Origin of the sequence: Pelagicoccus albus (assembly GCF_014230145.1) — a bacterium.
In the GTDB taxonomy this organism is placed as follows: Bacteria; Verrucomicrobiota; Verrucomicrobiia; order Opitutales; family Opitutaceae; genus Pelagicoccus; species Pelagicoccus albus.
In genome coordinates this window covers 466,291-486,294 of sequence record NZ_JACHVC010000006.1, presented here as the reverse complement: position 1 = coordinate 486,294, position 20,004 = coordinate 466,291, and the positions used below count along the sequence as shown (strand labels likewise).

Below are 20,004 nucleotides of genomic sequence, written 5' to 3'. Positions count from 1 at the left end.
AAAAAATTCGACGTGTATTCAATCTGTCGACACCAGTGGAGCAAAACGCATCCTCACGACTCTACCGCAGATACAGGCTAGCCTGCATCTGTTACACCCTAAGTCAGTTAAGCTCAGGAAGAGGCTTAGGCGGGGCCTTGAAGACTTTCCAAATAAAGACAGCCGAGCCCATCAAGCCGCCCAAGAAAAGGATTGGAAATGGGAATTTGCCCGTGATGGCGATTAGAATACAGAGCGACAAAATCACAAACGACCCTACTAAACCCTTTACCAAGCGTAACTCGTCCTCCTCCCTAGACGCCCCGGGGGATTTTCGTATAAATGCGTCGTTCCCCCGAAAAGCCTCCTTCGAATAAGGCATCGCGGCCACTGAATAGGTCGCGGTATCCAAATCGAAACGAACCGCTCCCCGCTTTTGCAATTCGATTAATCGCTCCTGGGTTTTCTTGAAGGGGAGCCGGCAATGACCGGCAATGGAGCTCAGCTGCACCGGTTTGGGCAGATTTCCGATAAGATACACCAACTCGTGCTGCCAAACGGCGAACGACGGCCAAGGGTCTCTTTTGGCTAAGGCTTCCAACTCAGCTTCGACCTGACTCCGCGTTTCCTGGCTTAGGGCAGTTCGGCCTTCTGGCTCCAAGGGTTCGTCCGAGTAAACGCAACGGAGAGGCAAAAACGGCTGCGGCGGCCGATCCAGATAATCTACGAAGATATAACACTCGAGCCCGTCTACGCGCTCCTTGGCAACTCTGGAACAAAGCATGCCATCGAGGGCGCTTTCGATAAGGCCAATACTCATTGGCAGGTGCGGGAGTAATTGAGTCAGATAAACACTTCCAGACTGGGTAGCTGCGATCTGCTCGGCTAGATTCTCGGCCACGACAGGCCAAATGGGGTTGCTCATAGGGATAGTCGAACTAAGCAATCACACGGATATTAGGCAAGTTCGTTTCTATCGCTAAACCACTCTGGCAGCTTCCCGCAGCCCGAAAGCTTTGAAGCTTTTTTGCGTCTCAGGCTTCCACAACCAGACCGTCGTAGCTGAGCATGACGCCCTCCGGAAGCTGCGTATCCACGAACTCATGGTCAATGTGATGAGTCATGTGGATTAGATAACTCCTCTTTCCCTCAATCCGCAAAGCGGCATCGGTCGCTTCCTCGATAGTCATGTGCGATGGATGCTCCATAGGACGCAATCCATCGAGAACCACGATATCCGCCGAACGGGCCAATTCTTCCGCGTGAGGCGATACGCTCCCGCAATCCGTGTAATAGGCGATCCGCTTGCCCGATTCTGCCTCTTCAAAGACGAAACCCAAAGTCTCAAAACGCCCATGACTCTGCACCGTGGAGTAAATTTTGCCCGCCGCTCCCAAATCCAAGACTTCAGGCATCAACCGCCCCTGAAATGCCGGATAGCTCTTGGAGGCGGCTCGATCCCGCATAGCGTAAGGATAGATCTCCCGCAATCGCTGTAGCCCCTCTTCACTGGAGTAAACGGGGATAGCCTCCCCGCCCCGGCGATCGCAGTACTGCCTCAGATCATCGAAGCCCTGAATGTGGTCCGCGTGACCATGAGTAAGGAGAGCGAGATCAATCTTGGGGATATTCAACTCCAAAGCCTGTAGGCGAAACTCCGGAGACGCGTCGATTTGGATGTTTAAGCCACCCATTTCCACATGGGCATGAGTCCGGAACCTACGATTGCGAGGGTCCGTGGAAACGCAGACTGCACAGTCGCAACCGATCATCGGTACGCCTTGAGAAGTGCCAGTGCCCATGAAGCTAATTTTCATCGGCCCGATTCCCAAACCAAGACGACACAGATTCAAAGCAAAAATCGGTATAGCCCTCCCTTTCCGAAACGATTGAAAATCTTCGGAATAATGCGGTTTTAGGGCTTGATCTCCAAATGCGAATTAGCACTGTTCCAAGACCTTAGCGGAGAGATGGCTGAGTGGCTTAAGGCAACGGTTTGCTAAATCGTCGTACGTGTAAAGCGTACCGGGGGTTCGAATCCCCCTCTCTCCGCCACTTTAAAGCCTCCCAACACGTTAATTGTTCGGGAGGCTTTTGTATTTGCAACCAAAGGGGGATGAGAGCCCCCGCAGGGGAGTTCGACGAAGCGAGCTCGCGAGCGGAGATGGGGCACGCAAAGCGTGAGTCCGAAGGACTTGGGCAAAGCCCAACCAATCCCCCTCTCTCCGCCACTTAAATTTCTAAAAACGTCGTCCCACCAGACGGCGTTTTTTTGTATATGGATTCCGAAGGGATGAGTTCCGAGGCTCAGCCGACAAGACCGATCGCGGAGCGAGTCGGAACACCCCCCAAGGGGTTCGACTAAGTGAGCAAAGCGAACGAAGATGGGGCATACAAAGTATGCGTCCGAAGGACTTAGGCAAAGCCCAACCTACCAAGAAACTGCGTTTAGACTCCTCAACGCAACGAAGTGAGGATTACATCCCCTTGTTTCGCTTCGCTCGGTACTCCGCCACCATTAGGTGCTTGAGACTGACTTGGACGGCGAGCGGATGCCATCGAGAGAATCCAATACTTGGACTTAATTGGCGAAGACGTACATTGCCTGATCCCAGCAGTGGACCAATTAAATAGGGTTCAGGATCTGAAACGTTTTTGAAACTCTACCTTCGCGAAAGAAGCGATTTTCGGCACGGACGATGCCATTCTTTCTAACGGCAGAAATCCTACAAATACGGTCCAGTGAGCTTTCCCGAAACGCACGGCGTCTGCTGACAGTGCTACCGATACCGCCCCACGAATAATTCCAAGCACTTCGCGTTCAAACTCAGGCTTCACCGTATCCAGAAGGTCGATAAGGTACTCTCGTAATACCACAGCGAGTAGCTTGACGTGCTTAACGTCCTGACGGTCCCCCTGATCTAATTCCAAAGCGTTCGAGAGTTTCGCTTTCAGGAGAACATGAGGTAACGGCACCAAAATTTCATTTCCCGCTACATCAACCAAAGCTTTGCATTCAGTGAGTTCCTCATCGGTAACCCCCTTCACACTCCGGAGAGCTTCCAAAAGAAAAGGCCTTCCACCGACATCGATTTCCATCGCTCCCAATACGATCTCTCGCAGGGCAGCGAAACGGACATCGCCTCCCAATTTCTTTCCAAGCCAGAGCAACGCATTGCGTGTGGCATAGATGTCCATGTCCGAACTCGTCAATGGCTCATGCGGAGCAATCTCAGCCTTCGAACGATAATAGTAGCTGAGAGCCCAAACATTGACCGCATGCCCTCCAACCAAAAGGATAGGATCTTCGGATTCCTCGAATGCCGCGAAGATTTCGTTGAAATCCTCGACTGGCCTAGGTTCTCCATCCATTAGGCTCCGAACAATTTAGAGACACGCACTTTTGATTCGCTGTAGGGAGCGTTGCGAAGTTGCATTTCGTGTCGCGTTGTCTTCCCGCTTAGAATTGCAGATACAGTTTCTCTTCTCTCCTCCACCTTACGGCTAGAAAGAGACTTCAACGAAACTGTGGACTCTGGCTTCTTTGAAGGCATACCTAATATAGATAACGGACGTTTCACCCAATTAATCAAGTAAACTCAGACTAACTCGAAGCCAGTCAGGACTTGCAGCAAAAACTCAACGGAAAACTCCTGGCTAACCACTCTGCTTAATCTGGCAGGCGGAGCTTTTTTAGGCTCCGAAAGCGGAGAGGCTTTGCCAATTCGTTGCCATTCTGCTGTTTTTTTGCTGCACGAAGAGACATTCCAGAACACCTTCGACTTTTCTTAACGTCATAAACAACAACTGTTTGTTAAGAATAGTGAAGATTCTCCGACAGTTCGAATCCCCCTCTCTCCGCCACTTGATTTTCTAAAATGTCGTCCTTTCGGACGGCGTTTTTTGCAAGCAAATGGCTCGGGGATGAGAACCCATGGGTTCGACGAAGCGAACTTGTGAGCGAAGGTGGGACAGGCGAAGCATGGGTCCGAAGGACTTGGACAAAGTCCAACCTACCGAGGAACAACGTTCCGACACCTCAACGAGCGAGAGCGAGAATAACATCCCCCCGTGCTTCGCTAACGCTCAAGTGTCGCTTACGCTATTTGCCTGTCGAAATTTTTATTCGCTGCAACGAGGAGGAGTCCCTATCGCTGACGCCGCCCTTAAGCTTTCCGCAAAAGCCGTATCGCTTCCTCGTGGTGAACCGCCTTCTCTAGCCCCATGTCGTACTCCTCGATTCGCTTCTGAGCGATTTTGATTTGTTCCTCCTCGAACTGCTGCCCGACCAAGTTCCGCACGAAGTCGATGACCTTCCGCCTCTCTTCGGCAGGAAGGTTTACAATTTCCTGGATGATATGATCGGCGTTCACTTGATTAAGAACCTGAATACAAAGCCGTCATCTTCAAGCCTTCGGTTAAGCCTCCCCTATTCCGGAAGCCAAACCAGCCCCAGAAGCAAGAGCCCCGTTCAACACAGACTTCAGACAGCCCTTGTCCGATGTAATTGATTCGATTAGATTTTCTTAAAATCGGCGAAAGCCCACCTAGGTAAAAACCTTTAGCTCGCCAAAGGGCACTATCCCCGCCACTAGTACGGTCCCTACTAACCTCCACCCATGGATCCAACGGAGAAAAAGGAATTCAGCGAAATCGACATTTGTGACCTGTCCACAAGCATCGATTAGTCTCTTTCCAGAACCCAGCTGAGACCTTCTCCTTAACGCTCCTGATATGTTCTTCGCAAAAGCTCTCCTCAGCGTTCAACTCTGCTTACTGTTCTTCATTCTGGTACTGCCCGCCTCGGCCGTCCGGATCTCTAAACGCGTACCGCCGCCTCCCCCATACGCCGTTACTCCGGAATACGAAGCCAGCCTCGCCATGGTATCCGCCCACGCCCCCTTGCGAGAAACGGAGGTGCTCGACCCAGAATCGGATAGCAACCGCACCGCCTTGGAGATCATGATTCGCAAGGCCCTCAGCGGTAAGGCGAGCAAACCTCCTTTCGTTCCACCCCAACCAGAATTCGACTCCGAGATCGTAGGCGGATTCAAAGGTCGCTTCTCCGTCGACAATAAAGGCACCGGCGAATACAGCATCGACCTGCCCTTGCAAGGTGGTCGCGGCAGTCCCGTTCCCGACCTCTCCATCGGCTACTCAAGCCGCATGGGCAATGGCTCCGCCGGCTACCGCTTCTACATTAACGATGGCTTCTACAATGGGATCACCCGCGGCCGGCGCTTCCATGCCCGCGACAATGAAGCGAGAGGCATCGAGCTCAGTGACAAGGATCGCTACTACCTCGACGGAAAACGGCTCGTATGCATCACGGACCCCGAGAGCTACGGGTATCCAGGCTCTAAATACCGTACCGAAGTTGATAGCTTCGTCACCATAGAAGCAGTCGGTACCGGTGACATCATCGAAACATTCATTCTAAAAAACAAAAGCGGCTCCACCTACTACTTCGGAAAATTCGAGAACGAAACCGATGCATTGCACCGCGGCGTCGAAGCAACCCAACCGGACCAGCTCTCCGAGCCAACTTACGAATACGTGCTCAAACGGGTGGAAAATCCTTTTGGCTACTACCTAAGCTTTCACTACGAACAGCTCGCGCCTGGAACATGGGAGCTCAGATTCATCCGCTACACTGGTACGCCGGAAGCCGCTCCTGAATACCAGGTCGAATACAAATACCGAACCCGTTCCAGCACGTGCATTGGCTACCGAGCCATGACCGCCAGCCATGGAACCCATGCTGTAGAACAAATCCTCGTCAGCTACCTCCCCAAAGAACAAACCGTCGCCCGCTACGACCTGATCTACGAGGACCCCAACGAGCAACAGGTCCTTCGCTTGCAGGAAATCCGGCCTTATCTCGCCGCCGATATCGGCGCTCCCTTGCGTTCGCTCGCTCCCACCCGATTTTACTGGTCGAAGGCCTTCGATTCCGATGGCAGCTACCAAGCCCAAGCTCTTCCTTCCGCCCGCAACGAAGTACAAGATTTCAGCGCTCAGATCATCGATGACTTCAACGGAGACGGTAAGGACGATCTCCTATCGATCGGCTCATCCCTCAAGATGCGACTCTCCAACCGCAACGGATTCGCAACAGCGCCAGACTCCGTTTGGGCAAGTCTCGACGAGGTCATTCCGGAGCGAAACAATCGCCGAGGCACTCCAACGTTCTCAGTATTCGAATTCAATGGCGACCACCTTAAGGACCTACTCGTCACCTACCCGGATGGCTTCGCCTACGCCCTGCAATCGACCGGAACCACCTTCATTCCCCTCTCTCAAGTCGATGCCTCCCAGCTCAGCGGAGACGCCCGCACACTCTCAGCCGGCGATCTCAACGGCGACGGAAGAGACGACCTTCTCGTTCACACCTCCAAGCACCAACTCTTTGCCTATTTGTATCAGAATGATGGATTCAGGCAAACGCCCTTCCAACACGATCTAGCGAAACAAAACGAAAACATTCCAATCGAGAGCAAAGGCACGCTCACCGATTTAAACGGCGACGGCCTTGAAGACTACCTCTGGCTAGAACTCCAAACGTCCAATACACCGGCCGATGGCCTGACGAACACCCTCTTTCTCAACTATTCCATCAGCCTACCGCAAACCGGCTTCACCGACACCGTGACACTGAAAACGTGGAATTCACTCTCCCTCGCATCGCTGGATCCCCACCAGCTAGAAAACGCCGGGATCGCCCTCGTCATAGGCGACTTCAATTCCGACGAACACCCCGACTTCCTGTGCGGCACTCAGGAGGCCGACCATTGGCTTTGGGAAAGCATACTCACAAAAGCGCTGCCCACCAGTCTCATCAGTCCTGATGCGGCCCAATACAGCGCCCTTGCTGCCGTCTGCGGCTCCTTCAAGACACCGATAATCGTATCCGAAAAACGCAACACCAAACAAGAAGCGACAACAGCCTACATCCAAGCCTCGATCGAAATTCGCCCTATTGGCTCGCCTCAGGCCCTCGACGTCAATCAGGACGGCGCCGTCGACCTGCTGTGGCTTGAGTGCAGCAGCAACTCGGACGCCAAGAAAAGGCGATCCAAGGAACAACTCACATGGCAAGTTCGCTATTCGAATGTGAACGGGACCTTCTCCAACCCCAGCAAACTGGAAGGAAAACTCTGGCAACAATTGGGCGACCTACGATGGGGAAAGAAGCAAGCACGCCCCAAACCCTCGAATCTTCACATTAGCTGCGCCATAGACTCGAACGGCGACGGACTTTACGAGACCACCCTGCTCGAACGGAGCGAATACGGACATTCCCGCTTGCTAAAGGTGATAGACGGAGCAGACCAAGACCACCCGTCCGGTCCCATTCGAAACGTGGTGGTCGCAATCGTCGAGGGCTTAGGCCGCACCGTTTGCGTCCAGTATCGAGCGGGTAAAGACGAACGCTCCTACACGCCCGGCTCTATCGTTAGCTACCCGATTCGCGAGCGTCGCATCTCCTCGCCAGTCGTGGCAGAAGTCTGGAAGGATGAAGCCAGTGGCAATTTCTCCCATTTCGGCTATCAGTTCAGCGCTTGGCGAAGCGACTTTTCCGGTCGCGGCAGCCTTGGTTTCGGCTCCTTCACCACCATCGACCGACACACGGGCTTCTTGTCCTACCAATTCGTCACCCAATCCTATCCCGTCACCGGACTGGTCACACGAGAGGAAGTCTACCGAACCTGGAAGCAAGGCAAAGACTACCGTATCAAAGTAGTGAGTACAGAAAACCATAGCTGCGTTTTCGATGCGGTCACTTCCGAATTCGAAAATAAGTACTACGGCACGCTCTATCCTCACCAATCCCAGACCATCGAAAACGAATGGGTCAATGATTTGAACTACCACTATAGCATGCCCGCTGCTGATTTGGACAACTGGACTGGTCGCGGCCACATCATCCCCAACAAGCTGCCAGAGGATATCTACTACTTTACCACCCACTCCTACTGGTTCGACGACCAAGACTCGGAAACACAGCCCAATACCCACTTCCCCGACATACGTTTTCCTTACAACCTTGATCCAGAGGTAGACGCTTCAATCACCAAACTCCCCGGACAGATACACTACGGCAACAAGAAACTAGACCTGCTAGACTACGGATTTGGTATATATAAAAAAACTACCACGAGCTTCCATCCACCGAGCGATGCTCACGATACAGTCACCGGTTCGAAGAAAAGTGTAGAGTATTCTGAGAATTTGGACGCTTCCGAAGACGTTTTCAACGCTCCGAAAGAGTACGCCTACGTTCCGGGTTCCGAATACATCATCGAAGAAAAAGAGCTAAACTCGCTTTCAACAAAAAAAAGCGAAGAGCCCGACACCTTCCACCGCTATCCACGCGACGAATACGGGCGTCAAATTGCCGCAATCCAATACAAGCTCGACGACAACTCGGACCCCATCGAAGACTCAGCGGAGCAAACCTACACTGCATCCGATTTCGATCCGACCACGGACAAAGCTCAAAAAGTCACCTACAAGGACGGCGAGCTCCGCAGCCATACCTACAATGCCATTTTCAGAAAACCCAAGAGGACCTACTACGACCGAGGGATCACGGTTTTCACAAGCTACGACGAACTGAGCAGGGAAATCTCAGTCACCAATCCGAGCTACGACTACGAGCGTTCTACCAACTACCATTGGACTCTGAAAAAAGGCAAAGGCTGGGTCGAACAACAAACCATCCACCCTCCCAAGGGGGTCGGGTTCCCCAATCAATCTGTGTACGTCAAGATAACCGAAAACAACGACGACACGACCACGCTCCAGTACTACGACAGAGCCGGCAACGTCATCCGAAACATCGAGATTGACGAAGAAAAAGACGTCCTAATAACCGACACCGTATTTGACAATCAAGGACGCACCCAAGCGGTCTCCACCCCATACGCACCCAAAGGTAAAAAGACGTGGACCATCAACGTCCACGATGAGTACGGAAACGTCACCAAAACCTACGAAAGCAAGCGTTAGACGGATAGTTGCTACACTAGGTACGAACCGGGGACATCGGTAACAGATAGACCGGGGACATAGGTTACACATAACCGGGCATCATGCCCTGGAAAGAAGTGTACCCTATGGAAGAGAAGCTCAGATTCGTGACGCTGGCCAAGACCGGGCGTTTTCATATAACAGACCTTTGCCAGGACTTCGGCATAAGCCGAAAGACCGGGCACAAGTACATCGAACGGTACGACCGGTTCGGTCTTGCTGGACTGGGTGAAGCGAGCCGCCGTCCTAACTGCAGTCCCAACGCCACGGATACGTCCGTGGAGCGGCTGATCCTCAAGGAACAAAGGGAGCTCAAAGGGGTCACTCATCAAAATTCAAATTTAGGGGCAATGGAATCAGGTCTATGCTCAAAATCAAACTAAGACCTAATCCTCTCAATCTTACTGTATCCATAAATGAACTCGCTTATTAAGCTCAAATACATTCACTGCATCCTGGACGCCTGTATGAATGCCAAAGGGCGATGAGTTCCGAGGTTTAGCCGACAAGACCGATCGCACAGCGATTCGCATCACCCACAAGAGGGTTCGACTGAAGGAGCGAAATCGACCAATTGCCGCTAATTAGACTGTGCACCCAAAACCAAATAAGCCCAAAGGGGTCACTCATCAAAAGTCAAATTTAGGGGCGGTGAAATTAGGTCTATACTCAAAGATCAAATCAAGTCCCAATCCTCTGAACCTTACTGCATCCATAAATTCACTCTCTTTAAGATTTCTCACCCCTTCCCTGCATCAAAGGACGCCTGTTGAAATAGCCGAAGGCGGGATTAGCTCCTAGGCTTAGCCGACAAGACCGATCGCAAAGCGAGTCGGAACACCCACAAGGGGGTCTACGCAAGGAGCGAAAACGATCAATTGCCGCTGAGTGGACTGCGTTTCCAAAACCAAGCTTCGAGTCACAAACGAGCATTTTGGTGACGACTTTGGAATTCGGATGGTCGGCACCTAAGTAAACCTATCCTCGGCTTGTGCGATTTCTTTGCATAAGACTGTGCCAGCGAGCTCGTGGCACAGCTTAGGCTCGGGGCCGAGTCATGTCGCTTTCGCCAATACACGTCTTGCGAAGAAAAACTTGGATCTTCGCCCTTCTGTCCCTAACGCTCGGAATACTCGTCTGCGATTCCGCTCCTCTGTTGGTCCAGGAGACTGATCAGAGCTTGTTCGAGAAACGCATCGCCGGCAGCAACGCTTGGCTGGAGGTCGATACTCAAGCCTTCGACGAAAACATTAAGCGGGTGAAAGAGTTTCTCGATGGCCGAGCGGAACTTTGTGCCATTATGAAGGCCGACGCTTACGGAAACGGAATCGTGGGCTTGCTGCCGACCGTCATAGACAACGGGGTAAAGTTCATCGGAATCACTAGCAACGAAGAGGCCCGGATGTTGCGTGAGAACGGTTTTGAAGGGAGAATCGTTCGAGCACGCTCGGCGAGTCGCAATGAGATCGAAGAGGGCATCGAATACAAAATCGAGGAGATCATAGGCAGCCTCGAGCAAGCGATCCAGATTAAGGAATTATCCAAATCCCACGGTGTTAAGATCCCGATCCATCTCGTTTTGAATTCGACTGGCATGGGACGCAACGGCCTAGAAATCGGGACAGAGACCGGCAAAAAAGAGGGGCTCAAAATCGTGCGGAACAAGTATCTGAACATAGTGGGTATGATGACACACTTCCCTCGGGCCAAAATCGAACTGATCCAAGCCGCCAGTGAAAAGTTTGCCGAACAAACCGCCTGGCTGATAGAAAACTCGCCCCTCGAGCGCGAGAATCTCACGCTGCACGCCGCCAGCTCGTTCGCGGCACAAAACGTTCCCGAGTCTCTTTTTGACATGGTTCGAATCGGCGGTCTTCTTTACGGACGCACAGCGCCCTACGAACGGCTTATCACCTTCAAGACTCGTATCGCTTCTCTGCATACATTCCCCGAGGGCAGTACCATAGGCTACGGAGGTTCGGCTATCTTAACTCGCGACTCCGTACTCGCGAATTTGCCAATTGGATACACAGACGGAATTGCAAGATCGCTCAGCAACCGTGGCTACGTCTTAATCAACGGCAAGCGAGCTCGAATCGTCGGCGTAACCACCATGAATACAACCATGGTCGACGTAACCGACCTCCCGGAAGTCCACATGAACGATGAAGTCGTTCTGTACGGCGCTCAAGGCGACGATTTCATCGATGACCGCGAAAACCGTATGCACAGCGAACGCACTCTCGGCGAACAAGCGACCATGTGGGGTGCCTCGAATCCCCGCGTCTATTTCTAGCGATAGTCAATTCCGACTCTTGGGATCGGCAATAAGCTCAGTTCCAAGAGAGCTGAGTGTCGATCGACTCTCAGAGATCCTCTCATTGTGGCGATTGGACCCCTGCCCCATCTTCCAAAGCTGACAAGGCCGGGTAGATAGTCTTCAAGACTCGGAAAGAAACGCCTCTTAGCGGCCGTGCAGAAGCGTTTTTACTAAAAACTCCATCGATTTCGACATTTCCCGCATTTTGGAAATTTGCTACTTTCCAGACGCAGTCTCGCGATTTCAGTTAAACGAAATTCGCGGTTCTAAACGAACTCAACGTCGTAACCTATGTCTGGATACTTTCCGAATTCGCTGCCTAAAAGTGCGATCTACTTCATTTCCCTGCTGTTGCTTACAGCCTTCAGCGCTAAGGCGGAAAACCTAAGCAGCCGGTACGACTACTACCTACCAGACGACACTGCTAGCTTGATTCTAAAGGGATCCGAGATCGAAAGTGAAAGCGAATGGACATTCCAAGCATTCCACCAAGGGGTCCTATTAACCGAATCAACAATCATAGCAGCGGACAAGGAAATCCCCTTGGACATCAGCTCGCTGCCGATGGGCACAAGCAAAATTGAATATGCATTTTCAACGGATTCGAATGTTATCACCCGCGGTCGCGTGGACATCAAACGCTTGCCGAACAAAGATCATGCCGTTCAAATTGACCGCTTAACAGGCGGATTAATCGTAGAGGGACTCCCTTTCATTCCCTTCGGCTTCTACTGCGTGCCAATCGATGACCTGCCGGAGCGCGAGGTCACCAACGGATTCAATACCATCGGCCCCTATCAAACGAATTTCCCCCAAGATCGGGAGGAGAGGCGAGCCTACATGGATCGTTGCGCCGCCCTGGGGATAAAGGTCCAGTACGGACTCAACTCTCTGGTTGGCACCGGCCACAACGGCAGCAAGGGCGTGGATTTGACGGAGGAGGAGAAACTTGCCCTCCTCAAAGAAGAAGTTATCGAATTTCGTGATCACCCCGCCCTTTTGTCATGGTATATCAATGACGAGCCCGACGGACAAGGTCGACCTCCGGAAGTCATTGAGACCGCCTACCAAGCAGTCAAGGAACTCGACCCTTATCACCCGGTTTCCGTTGTATTCATGATGCCTTCCAAGCGGGAGGATTTCCGCCATAGCATGGACATCGCCATGACGGACCCCTACCCAATTCCAGGCAAACCTCCAGAGGCAATCCTAGAAACGCTCGATGCGTACGTGGACGCATACCGGCACGAGAAATCGGTTTGGCTGGTTCCTCAAGCGTTTGGTGGGCAAGAAATGTGGCTAAGAGAACCCACAGGACGGGAGCTCCGACTCATGACCTACCTCGGCCTCCTCAACGGAGCTCGCGGTATCCAGTATTATATACGCAGCAGCGGGAACAACATTCCGCAAGCAGTATCCGCATGGTCCGCTTGCAGCGACGTGGCAGTCGAGACCGCCCAGCTTACCCGTTTCCTCCTATCCACGGAGGAGCCTCCTGAGGTCTCAAGCTCAGATCCCCGCGTTATCGTCAAAGCGTACAGCGTGGATGGAGAAACCGTCATCATAGCCGCTAATCTGGACGAGCAACCGAAGCCACTTTCGCTTAAACTCGAGGGCGAGTTAATGGACATGTCCGCTCAAGCGTCCCTTTGGTTCGAAAATCGAACCTTATCAGTGGACGAGAACACGTTGAATGACTATATCGATGGATACGGAACCAGAGTCTATTTTCTATCGTTGAAAACGGAAGAGGAGCAGCCAGAACTCGTATCCAATTTTAACCTTACCACCAACCCGAGCTTCGAGTCCTTCGCGAGCGCTGGCGTTCCAGTCGGGTCAAATCTACGTTGGATCGACGAAGAGCAAAAGGATATCGGCTCATCCACTTTTCTCGATCCTCGCGAATTCAAAGAGGGACTTTTCAGCCTCCGGCTCACAGCACCAAAAGATTTCGGTGGAAACCGCGTACGCCTCATTCCTATCGCTTTGGAAAAAGGACAATCTTATTACGTTTCGATCTGGGCCAAAGGGAAAAGGCAGCCTGAGATGCCCAGCTTCTTGTTGGACATCGACCCCATGCAGCAGTCCAAACGTTATACCTTGAGCGACCAATGGCAGGAGTACGGCTTCTATTTCACCGCTCCGAAATCATCTACTTCCACGGTCCTCTCTTTTGGACTGGAGACAGCGGGAGTCGCCTGGTTCGACCTCGTACAAATCGTGCCCTCGCCTGTACTCAGTTACCAATTACAGGAACCAGGCCCATCCGGAATTGTGAGCGCTCAAAAGCCCCAAGAGGGGCACAGCTTGCGCTACGCCATCAACAAGGAGCCGAGTTTCAACGATCCAATCTTCCCTGCCGATTTGCGGCTAGAAGAGGCCGCAACGGTAAATGCGAGTGTTTTCGACTCGACGCAGAATCCGATCGCCCATTCCAGCATCTACGTACCAGCCAGCCCTGCGTTTCAAAAGCCAGTTTCGCTAGCCCAAGCAGCCCACCCTGCCTACCCGGCCTCCGGCCCTTCTACTCTCACCGATGGGATCATGGGCACCACTCAGTTCCGTGACGGACGCTGGCTAGGCTACTGTGGAGAACCTTTGGACGCTACCATCGATCTGGGTGGCAAGAAGCCCGTTACAGAAGTGATTGCGAGCTATCTCTGCGATCCCAATAGCGGTATTTTCCTGCCTCCCTCTGTGAAAGTTTACACCTCTGCCGACGGCAAAAACTTCACCCTGAGCGGATCGATCCAAAACGAAAACGGCAATATCCGCGGCGAGCCCTACCTGGTAAAATTCGAAATCCCCATCGAATCCAAAAAGCAGATACGCTATATCAGAGTGGTCGCCGAACCTTTTGGCGAGATACCGGAAGGCTACCTATTCACCGGCACAATATCTTGGCTATTCGCCGACGAGATTCTGGTTCGCTAGGGGCCAAAACAGCCTGCGAAACGTAACCACCTCAAGGATACAAATAGTTCCCCTTCTGACATTAAACTAGGCAGAGGGGATACGCGCATTTTACTACCATCGGTTAGCTTAACTAATACCCGCAAAACTGCCCGAATTCCACCTTTGTCAAAATAGGTAGGCACGGCTTCACTTCGTCTCTCAACCCCAAACAAAATCAACATGAGCGATTACTTTAAAAGCACTCCCGACGCAGCCGGGCAATTCGGCGAATTCGGCGGCAGCTTCATTCCACCTGATCTCCAGGTCGAGATGGACAAGATCACCGACGCCTACTACCGCATTTCCAAGTCCCACGCCTTTATCTCCGAGCTGCGCAGCATCCGCAAACACTTCCAGGGTCGCCCCACTCCAGTCTACTACTGTCAGCGTCTATCCGATCTGCTGGGCGGCCGCATTTACCTCAAACGCGAGGATCTTAACCACACCGGAGCTCACAAGCTAAACCACTGCATGGGCGAGGCTCTGCTGGCCAAACACATGGGTAAGAAGCGGCTCATCGCCGAAACCGGAGCCGGACAACACGGAGTCGCCCTCGCCACCGCTGCCGCCTATTTCGGTTTGGAATGCGAGATCCATATGGGCGAGGTCGATATCGCCAAGGAGCATCCCAACGTCGTGCGCATGAAGATCCTTGGAGCGGAAGTGGTTCCAGTCAGCCATGGCCTTAAGACACTGAAGGAAGCCGTCGACTCCGCCTTTCAGTCCTACCTGAAGGATCCGGTCAATACCATCTACTGCATCGGCTCCGTCGTCGGTCCTCACCCCTTCCCCATGATGGTGCGCGAATTCCAGCGTGTGGTGGGAATCGAGGCTCGCGAACAGTTTATGGAAATGACCGGCGAACTGCCCGACAATGTCGTGGCCTGCGTAGGCGGCGGCAGTAACGCCATGGGAATATTCTCCGCTTTTCTTGAAGATGAGGAGTGCTCGCTCTACGGCGTGGAGCCCGCAGGCCGGTCCTACGAAATCGGCGAACACGCCTGCACAATGAAATTCGGCAAGCCCGGCGTGATCCACGGCTTCAAGTGCCAAATGCTTCAGGACGAAGCTGGCGAGCCCGCACCAGTCTATTCGGTGGCAAGCGGACTCGACTACCCCGGCGTCGGTCCCGAGCACTGTATGCTGCAAAGCAATGGCCGCGTAAGCTACGTGGACGCCAACGACGAGCAAACCATCGACGCTTTCTACAAGCTCAGCCGCCTCGAAGGAATTATCCCTGCCCTGGAAAGCGCTCACGCGGTCGCCTACGCCATGCGACTCGCCCAAGAGAAGCCTCGCCAATCCATTCTGGTTAACCTCAGCGGACGCGGCGACAAGGACATCGACTTCGTCGTCGATAAGTTCGGTCTCCCCGAGGACCAATAAATCGTCCCCAAACTCTCAAAGGCATGGCCGTCTCGAAAAACGGCTATGCCCCACTAGGGCTGCAGTCTGAGATTGTTCTCTACCAACAGCGTCGAAAGCTCTTCCTTCTGGCCTGCAGTCAGGCGTAGTGCGAAAGCAACCTCATGGGAGTAAGCGACTGAGAATTCGATCAAGAGCTTCTCGAGATAACTGCGAATGAGAGGCTCCATCGAGTAACCCACAGTCAAGCTGGCCTCGGTCTTTTCCTCTCTTAAAACCGTTTCGACTTTGCCTAGGACTTCATTAGTCGCGTCCGTGTAGGCCCGCACCAATCCTCCCGTGCCGAGCTTGATGCCTCCAAAGTAGCGCGTCACCACAACAAGGATACAGCCGACGCCCGAGTGCATCAGCACATTCAGCATCGGTTTGCCTGCGGTGCCATTCGGTTCCCCATCATCACTGAAGCCGTAAGCCTGCGAATCTGTCGGAGCACCCGCGATGCAAGCATAGCAGTGATGCCCCGCCTTTGGATACTTCGCTCTAACCTTCTCCAAAACACCATTCACCGCGTCCCTGTCATCGACCCTGAAGCACTGAGCGATGAAGCGGCTTTTCTGGATAACAATCTCCGTCTCCACATTCTCGGAGGGCATACGATAGGCACCTGACATCGTCTCGACCGCTAGTAAGCCAGCGACAAAGAGCAATCCTATTGAACGCAGGGTAAAAGAGCAGAAACACTTTTAGCCCACCGTTTGCTAGGCGATTTCACCAACGATTATCGCAACAAACTGAAGTCGGCAGACTGGCCTCGAAGAATAAGGATTTAAACCTTGGCGCGTGAAATGCGAAAAGGCAGCCACTATGACAGCAAATTTGAATCACACTCACGATACTGAACTGATTAACTACGCCATCAACGTTGCTCGCACAGCCCAAGCCGCTTACGGCAGAGCCTACTTCGAATTAGGCCAGTGCGAAAACGAAAAGGTGGAAGCGACCGCCAAACGGAGACTCAGCCACAGCCGGATCCAACAGCGACTCGAGAGGGTACTGGTAAGGTCTGGCCAAGAGATCCCAGAGCTGAACGAGCACGAGGGGCCTTTTGCGCAAGACCCTCGGCATACGGTCTTTGGGATAGATCCTCAGCTGATCCTCGCCTATCTAGAAAAGTGCGACCGGGAGATAGCCGCAATCTATCGTGAAAACGCTCCTAAGCTAGGTCTAGACGAGAAGTTGCTAGCAAGCTGGGAGAAGGAGCTATTCGATGCCGAACTGCCTATCGAAGCGATTGCTGCTGGATCAGATAGCAAACATCACAGTTACGGAGCAGCTTAAAGTAAGCGTAGCACAGCACTCAAAATGCAATCTTCCAGAATTAGGGAGATTGCATTTTGCATTTATACAAGCTCTTCCAAACTGAAGTATCCTTCGGACAAAGCGGCCCGCAGAGCATCGGTCCTGTTATTCACACTCAATTTTTTGTAGATGCTCTCAAGGTGGGTTTTGACGGTACCAACTTTGAGACCCAGCTCCTCAGCGACTTCCACATTCGATTTACCCTTCGATACAAGTAGCAAGACATCCCGCTCTCGGTTGCTGATATCCAAGTAAGGGTTGGGCTTTGCCAGCTCACTAAGTGCGCCTGAAAACTTCGCCGTGCTCGCTTTTCCATCCGCGATTTCGAGTAAGGCGTCCACAAATTCTTCGATATCCACGTCTTTCGTGAAGTAGCCTTTGGCCCCTAGTACAGCGGCCTCCCGCACCAAACGTCGCGGTGCATGAGCAGTGAATACAACTGCGGAAGTCGATTCGTATTTTTCTTCCACTACGCGGAGTACCTTAAGCCCACTGTTCGCTTCCTCCATTTTCAAGTCCACCACGACCACATCTACCGGCTGACTATCCAGTAGTTCGACAGCGCGGTCAGCATCAGTCGCATCCCAAAGGAGCTCCACGCCGGGTTTGAGGGACAAGGCTGCCGCGAGGCCCTTCGCAACAAAGGGATGATCGTCGACAACGCCGATAGAGAGAGTCCTGTTGGGAGATTTATTCATGTCAAACCGGTCAGGCATGCGAACTGCAATTGTGGATGAACCATGCAGGAGAACACGACCCAAAAACGACAGATTACCCTCTGCCAATTGGCAGATCAAATCCTAGAAAGGCGCCCCTCAATCCTAAAAACGTGGAAACAAAAGGCTGCCTCGGACGGAAACTTGGAAGTCATATCCAGTATTTCGAGCAGAGAATTTCTGGATCACGTCCCCCAGATTTTAGATATAATGGATGGCCAGATACGGAGTATCGATACCGCCGCAACGAGCTACTTGAATTCGGAACGCACTCGCAAGATGGAATACCACGGGCTCAGCCGTTGGCAGCAGGGCTTCAGTATTACCGAGGTTGTCAGAGACTGGAATCATTTAAGAAATGCCATTATCCAGGAAATAGCCCAAATAGTGGATACATGCCCGGAGTTCCGCGAAACGAGTTTGAACGAAGTGGCCAATGTCCTCTCTGAACTGATAGCAGAAGGCATCAATAGTAGCGTCGCGAAATATGAAGAGATTAGGCAGGCAGAGGCTAAAGGGCACCTAATCGATTTGAACGATTCGATCGAAAAGCTGCAGGAACTATCGCAACAACAAGCCTTGGTATACCGCGAGGCAAGCCATGACCTTGCCGGGACTCTGGGTATCTTGTCTAGCATGACTCAGATCTTCCACCGAAACTCTAAGCACGAAGAGCTAAAGAACCTCTACGAGCCGCTGGCAGAAGGATTGAGCACAGCCACGCAAATCCTCGAGGACATGCGAGTGCACTCCAAACTTGAAGCAGGACAGGCCATCATCAAGTACGAGACGGTAGATGCAGCAGAGCTCATGAGGAAAATTCTAACGCCCTACCTTCTAGTCGCCAAAGATCGTGGTATCCAATTCGAAGTATCAGGGCCAGAATCGCTAGTCATCGAGACGGACCAAGCACAGCTCACCCGCATCCTCCAAAACCTGATGCACAACGCCCTCAAGTTCACCCAAGAAGGAGAAATCGAAGTCAAGTGGGGGAAAACGCAGGAGGACGGAAACTGGTTTGCCACCATACAAAATTCCGGAGTTCTCTCTCCTCCTGAATCTTCGCTTCCAATTGGCGAGAAGATGATAAACGCCTCGATTTCAAACCCCCACGGCGACTCCCAAATCATCAGCTCTAAGCTAAACGACCAAACCGACAGAATTGAATTGCCGACAGGTGACCACGAAAAGAAGGAAGAAGTGGATACAGAATTGAAAGTCCCCAGAAGCGGCATTGGCCTCTCGATTGCAAAACGCTTGTGTGGAATACTGCATGGCCGTCTGGATGTATCCCGAAACAAAGACGACTACGGAGTTACTGCCTCTATGTTCCTGCCAGTACGGCCTCCTCGACCCTAGGCTGCCCAGTAAGGAGTCCTAAAGGCTACCGCTTTCGAAAAACCTGGGCTCTTTAAAGAGGCTAGGCATAACAAACGATCGGATTCGCTATCCGCCATTTGGCAGAGATTTTACCTGTTAAAAAGCCTTCTCGCGCCCAATGAATTGCGCACCATTTCAATTTGCATGGCCCAACCCCGTGGCGATGCAGGAATGATTTGGTCCAACTGATGGCTACCAACTACAATAGAGACTACTCGAAACTAGATTCAGAATACGTCGACGTGCTCTCGCGAAGTATCGCCGCCCACGGAAGCCGAGTCCAGAGATCCAATTTGGCGTTATGTCAGCAAGCTCTTCAACTCTTGTGACAAGGCACCTCCCTGAACTCCAAGTACTCTGTCTGTGAGCTAGGCGATGGGCATTGCGAATCAGGCGAAACGAATCTTACTCATCGACGATGAGCCCTCCACGCTGCTGACCTATAGCTTTGCTCTGAGACGCTTTGGCTACGAGGTTACCACTGAAATAGTCGCCAGACGGGGACTACAATCTGCTCGCGAAGGAGATTTTGACCTAGTAATTGTAGACTACCGAATGCCGGAACTCCTCGGTAACGAAATTATCAAGACCTTGCGAATTGAACATAACCCTGTCCCCATTCTCCTCATTAGCGCTTCCAAATCTCCTCTCGTGAATATGCCATCCAAATATAAAGAAAAAGTGGCATTCCGTTTGAAGCCCATGGTTCCGTCTACACTAAAAGAGGCTGTCGAATCTCTTATAGGCACAGCTAGTGAAAGTTTGGATACAGCGTCTTAGCAAAGATCGCAAGTGCGCTCAAGAGGAGTAACGGATCGATTTAGCTATATTTCTTCAGTCATCGTTTCGGATGATCGTAAATAGAAAGAGAGCTCCTAGCACTCCTGAAAAGATAAA

Annotated in this window: 15 protein-coding genes and 1 tRNA gene; 9 read left to right on the top strand and 7 right to left on the bottom strand. The window is 52.2% G+C overall.

All coding sequences use genetic code 11. The features are described from left to right. Positions 1–103 precede the first annotated feature (103 nt). On the bottom strand, positions 104–904 hold the full coding sequence (locus tag H5P27_RS05465; protein WP_185659360.1) for a hypothetical protein: 801 nt from the start codon (positions 902–904) through the stop codon (positions 104–106). 109 nt (positions 905–1,013) lie between these two features. Further along, positions 1,014–1,796 carry an MBL fold metallo-hydrolase gene (locus tag H5P27_RS05460; protein ID WP_185659359.1) on the bottom strand — a complete coding sequence of 261 codons (783 nt, stop codon included), beginning with the start codon at positions 1,794–1,796 and terminating at the stop codon, positions 1,014–1,016. Between the two features lie 147 nt (positions 1,797–1,943). Here H5P27_RS05460 and H5P27_RS05455 point away from each other — a divergent pair. Next, positions 1,944–2,034 (top strand) — tRNA-Ser (locus tag H5P27_RS05455). 582 nt (positions 2,035–2,616) lie between these two features. Here the strand turns inward: H5P27_RS05455 and H5P27_RS05450 are convergent. The 3 genes from H5P27_RS05450 to H5P27_RS05440 all read right to left on the bottom strand — a co-directional run bounded on the left by H5P27_RS05450 (position 2,617) and on the right by H5P27_RS05440 (position 4,352). Beyond that, positions 2,617–3,351 carry a hypothetical protein gene (locus H5P27_RS05450; RefSeq protein WP_185659358.1) on the bottom strand — a complete coding sequence of 245 codons (735 nt, stop codon included), beginning with the start codon at positions 3,349–3,351 and terminating at the stop codon, positions 2,617–2,619. Further along, positions 3,351–3,533, bottom strand: coding sequence for a hypothetical protein (locus tag H5P27_RS05445; RefSeq protein ID WP_185659357.1), 183 nt, complete (start codon positions 3,531–3,533; stop codon positions 3,351–3,353). The genes H5P27_RS05450 and H5P27_RS05445 overlap by 1 nt, the downstream gene beginning before the upstream one ends. Before the next feature lie 612 nt (positions 3,534–4,145). Beyond that, complete coding sequence (locus H5P27_RS05440; protein ID WP_185659356.1) at positions 4,146–4,352, bottom strand: hypothetical protein; 207 nt, start codon at positions 4,350–4,352, stop codon at positions 4,146–4,148. A 361-nt stretch (positions 4,353–4,713) separates the two neighbouring features. On the opposite strand from H5P27_RS05440, the gene H5P27_RS05435 reads away from it, so the two are divergent. The 5 genes from H5P27_RS05435 (at position 4,714) to trpB (ending at position 15,673) form a co-directional block, all read left to right on the top strand. After that, the gene (locus H5P27_RS05435) at positions 4,714–8,991 is read left to right on the top strand and encodes an FG-GAP repeat domain-containing protein (protein WP_185659355.1); all 4,278 of its coding nucleotides are present in this window, start codon (positions 4,714–4,716) and stop codon (positions 8,989–8,991) included. Positions 8,992–9,074: 83 nt separating this feature from the next. Further along, entirely contained in the window at positions 9,075–9,395 is a 321-nt protein-coding gene (locus H5P27_RS05430; protein WP_185659354.1) for a helix-turn-helix domain-containing protein, read from the top strand. 674 nt (positions 9,396–10,069) lie between these two features. Next, entirely contained in the window at positions 10,070–11,308 is a 1,239-nt protein-coding gene (alr, locus tag H5P27_RS05425) for an alanine racemase (protein ID WP_185659353.1), read from the top strand. A gap of 315 nt (positions 11,309–11,623) precedes the next feature. Continuing rightward, a complete protein-coding gene (locus H5P27_RS05420) occupies positions 11,624–14,266 on the top strand; it encodes a carbohydrate binding domain-containing protein (RefSeq protein ID WP_185659352.1) in 2,643 nt (880 codons plus the stop codon). Positions 14,267–14,467: 201 nt separating this feature from the next. Beyond that, positions 14,468–15,673, top strand: coding sequence for a tryptophan synthase subunit beta (gene trpB, locus H5P27_RS05415; RefSeq protein WP_185659351.1), 1,206 nt, complete (start codon positions 14,468–14,470; stop codon positions 15,671–15,673). Positions 15,674–15,726: 53 nt separating this feature from the next. Here trpB and H5P27_RS05410 read toward each other — a convergent pair whose 3' ends face one another. Continuing rightward, entirely contained in the window at positions 15,727–16,323 is a 597-nt protein-coding gene (locus H5P27_RS05410; RefSeq protein WP_185659350.1) for a YigZ family protein, read from the bottom strand. A gap of 193 nt (positions 16,324–16,516) precedes the next feature. On the opposite strand from H5P27_RS05410, the gene H5P27_RS05405 reads away from it, so the two are divergent. Then, complete coding sequence (locus H5P27_RS05405) at positions 16,517–16,990, top strand: hypothetical protein (RefSeq protein ID WP_185659349.1); 474 nt, start codon at positions 16,517–16,519, stop codon at positions 16,988–16,990. A 62-nt stretch (positions 16,991–17,052) separates the two neighbouring features. Here the strand turns inward: H5P27_RS05405 and H5P27_RS05400 are convergent, their stop codons facing one another. Then, positions 17,053–17,709 carry a response regulator transcription factor gene (locus H5P27_RS05400; protein ID WP_185659348.1) on the bottom strand — a complete coding sequence of 219 codons (657 nt, stop codon included), beginning with the start codon at positions 17,707–17,709 and terminating at the stop codon, positions 17,053–17,055. Between the two features lie 42 nt (positions 17,710–17,751). On the opposite strand from H5P27_RS05400, the gene H5P27_RS05395 reads away from it, so the two are divergent. Both H5P27_RS05395 and H5P27_RS05390 read left to right on the top strand, forming a co-directional pair. Next, positions 17,752–19,086: a sensor histidine kinase gene (locus H5P27_RS05395; protein ID WP_185659347.1), complete on the top strand. Its 1,335-nt coding sequence runs from the start codon at positions 17,752–17,754 to the stop codon at positions 19,084–19,086. A gap of 396 nt (positions 19,087–19,482) precedes the next feature. Continuing rightward, positions 19,483–19,887 (top strand): response regulator, encoded by a 405-nt coding sequence (locus H5P27_RS05390; protein WP_185659346.1) that lies wholly within the window; start codon positions 19,483–19,485, stop codon positions 19,885–19,887. The last annotated feature ends 117 nt before the right edge of the window (positions 19,888–20,004 follow it).

Excerpts from the sequence above, each read along its gene's own strand:
- H5P27_RS05450 (WP_185659358.1), bottom strand. The coding sequence starts at position 3,351 with ATGGATGGAGAACCTAGGCCAGTCGAGGATTTCAACGAAATCTTCGCG.
- H5P27_RS05430 (WP_185659354.1), top strand. The coding sequence starts at position 9,075 with ATGCCCTGGAAAGAAGTGTACCCTATGGAAGAGAAGCTCAGATTCGTG.
- H5P27_RS05420 (WP_185659352.1), top strand. The coding sequence starts at position 11,624 with ATGTCTGGATACTTTCCGAATTCGCTGCCTAAAAGTGCGATCTACTTC.
- alr (WP_185659353.1), top strand. The coding sequence starts at position 10,070 with ATGTCGCTTTCGCCAATACACGTCTTGCGAAGAAAAACTTGGATCTTC.
- H5P27_RS05410 (WP_185659350.1), bottom strand. The coding sequence starts at position 16,323 with ATGTCAGGTGCCTATCGTATGCCCTCCGAGAATGTGGAGACGGAGATT.
- H5P27_RS05405 (WP_185659349.1), top strand. The coding sequence starts at position 16,517 with ATGACAGCAAATTTGAATCACACTCACGATACTGAACTGATTAACTAC.
- H5P27_RS05445 (WP_185659357.1), bottom strand. The coding sequence starts at position 3,533 with ATGCCTTCAAAGAAGCCAGAGTCCACAGTTTCGTTGAAGTCTCTTTCT.
- H5P27_RS05395 (WP_185659347.1), top strand. The coding sequence starts at position 17,752 with ATGCAGGAGAACACGACCCAAAAACGACAGATTACCCTCTGCCAATTG.
- H5P27_RS05400 (WP_185659348.1), bottom strand. The coding sequence starts at position 17,709 with ATGAATAAATCTCCCAACAGGACTCTCTCTATCGGCGTTGTCGACGAT.
- H5P27_RS05435 (WP_185659355.1), top strand. The coding sequence starts at position 4,714 with ATGTTCTTCGCAAAAGCTCTCCTCAGCGTTCAACTCTGCTTACTGTTC.
- H5P27_RS05390 (WP_185659346.1), top strand. The coding sequence starts at position 19,483 with ATGGGCATTGCGAATCAGGCGAAACGAATCTTACTCATCGACGATGAG.
- trpB (WP_185659351.1), top strand. The coding sequence starts at position 14,468 with ATGAGCGATTACTTTAAAAGCACTCCCGACGCAGCCGGGCAATTCGGC.
- H5P27_RS05465 (WP_185659360.1), bottom strand. The coding sequence starts at position 904 with ATGAGCAACCCCATTTGGCCTGTCGTGGCCGAGAATCTAGCCGAGCAG.
- H5P27_RS05460 (WP_185659359.1), bottom strand. The coding sequence starts at position 1,796 with ATGAAAATTAGCTTCATGGGCACTGGCACTTCTCAAGGCGTACCGATG.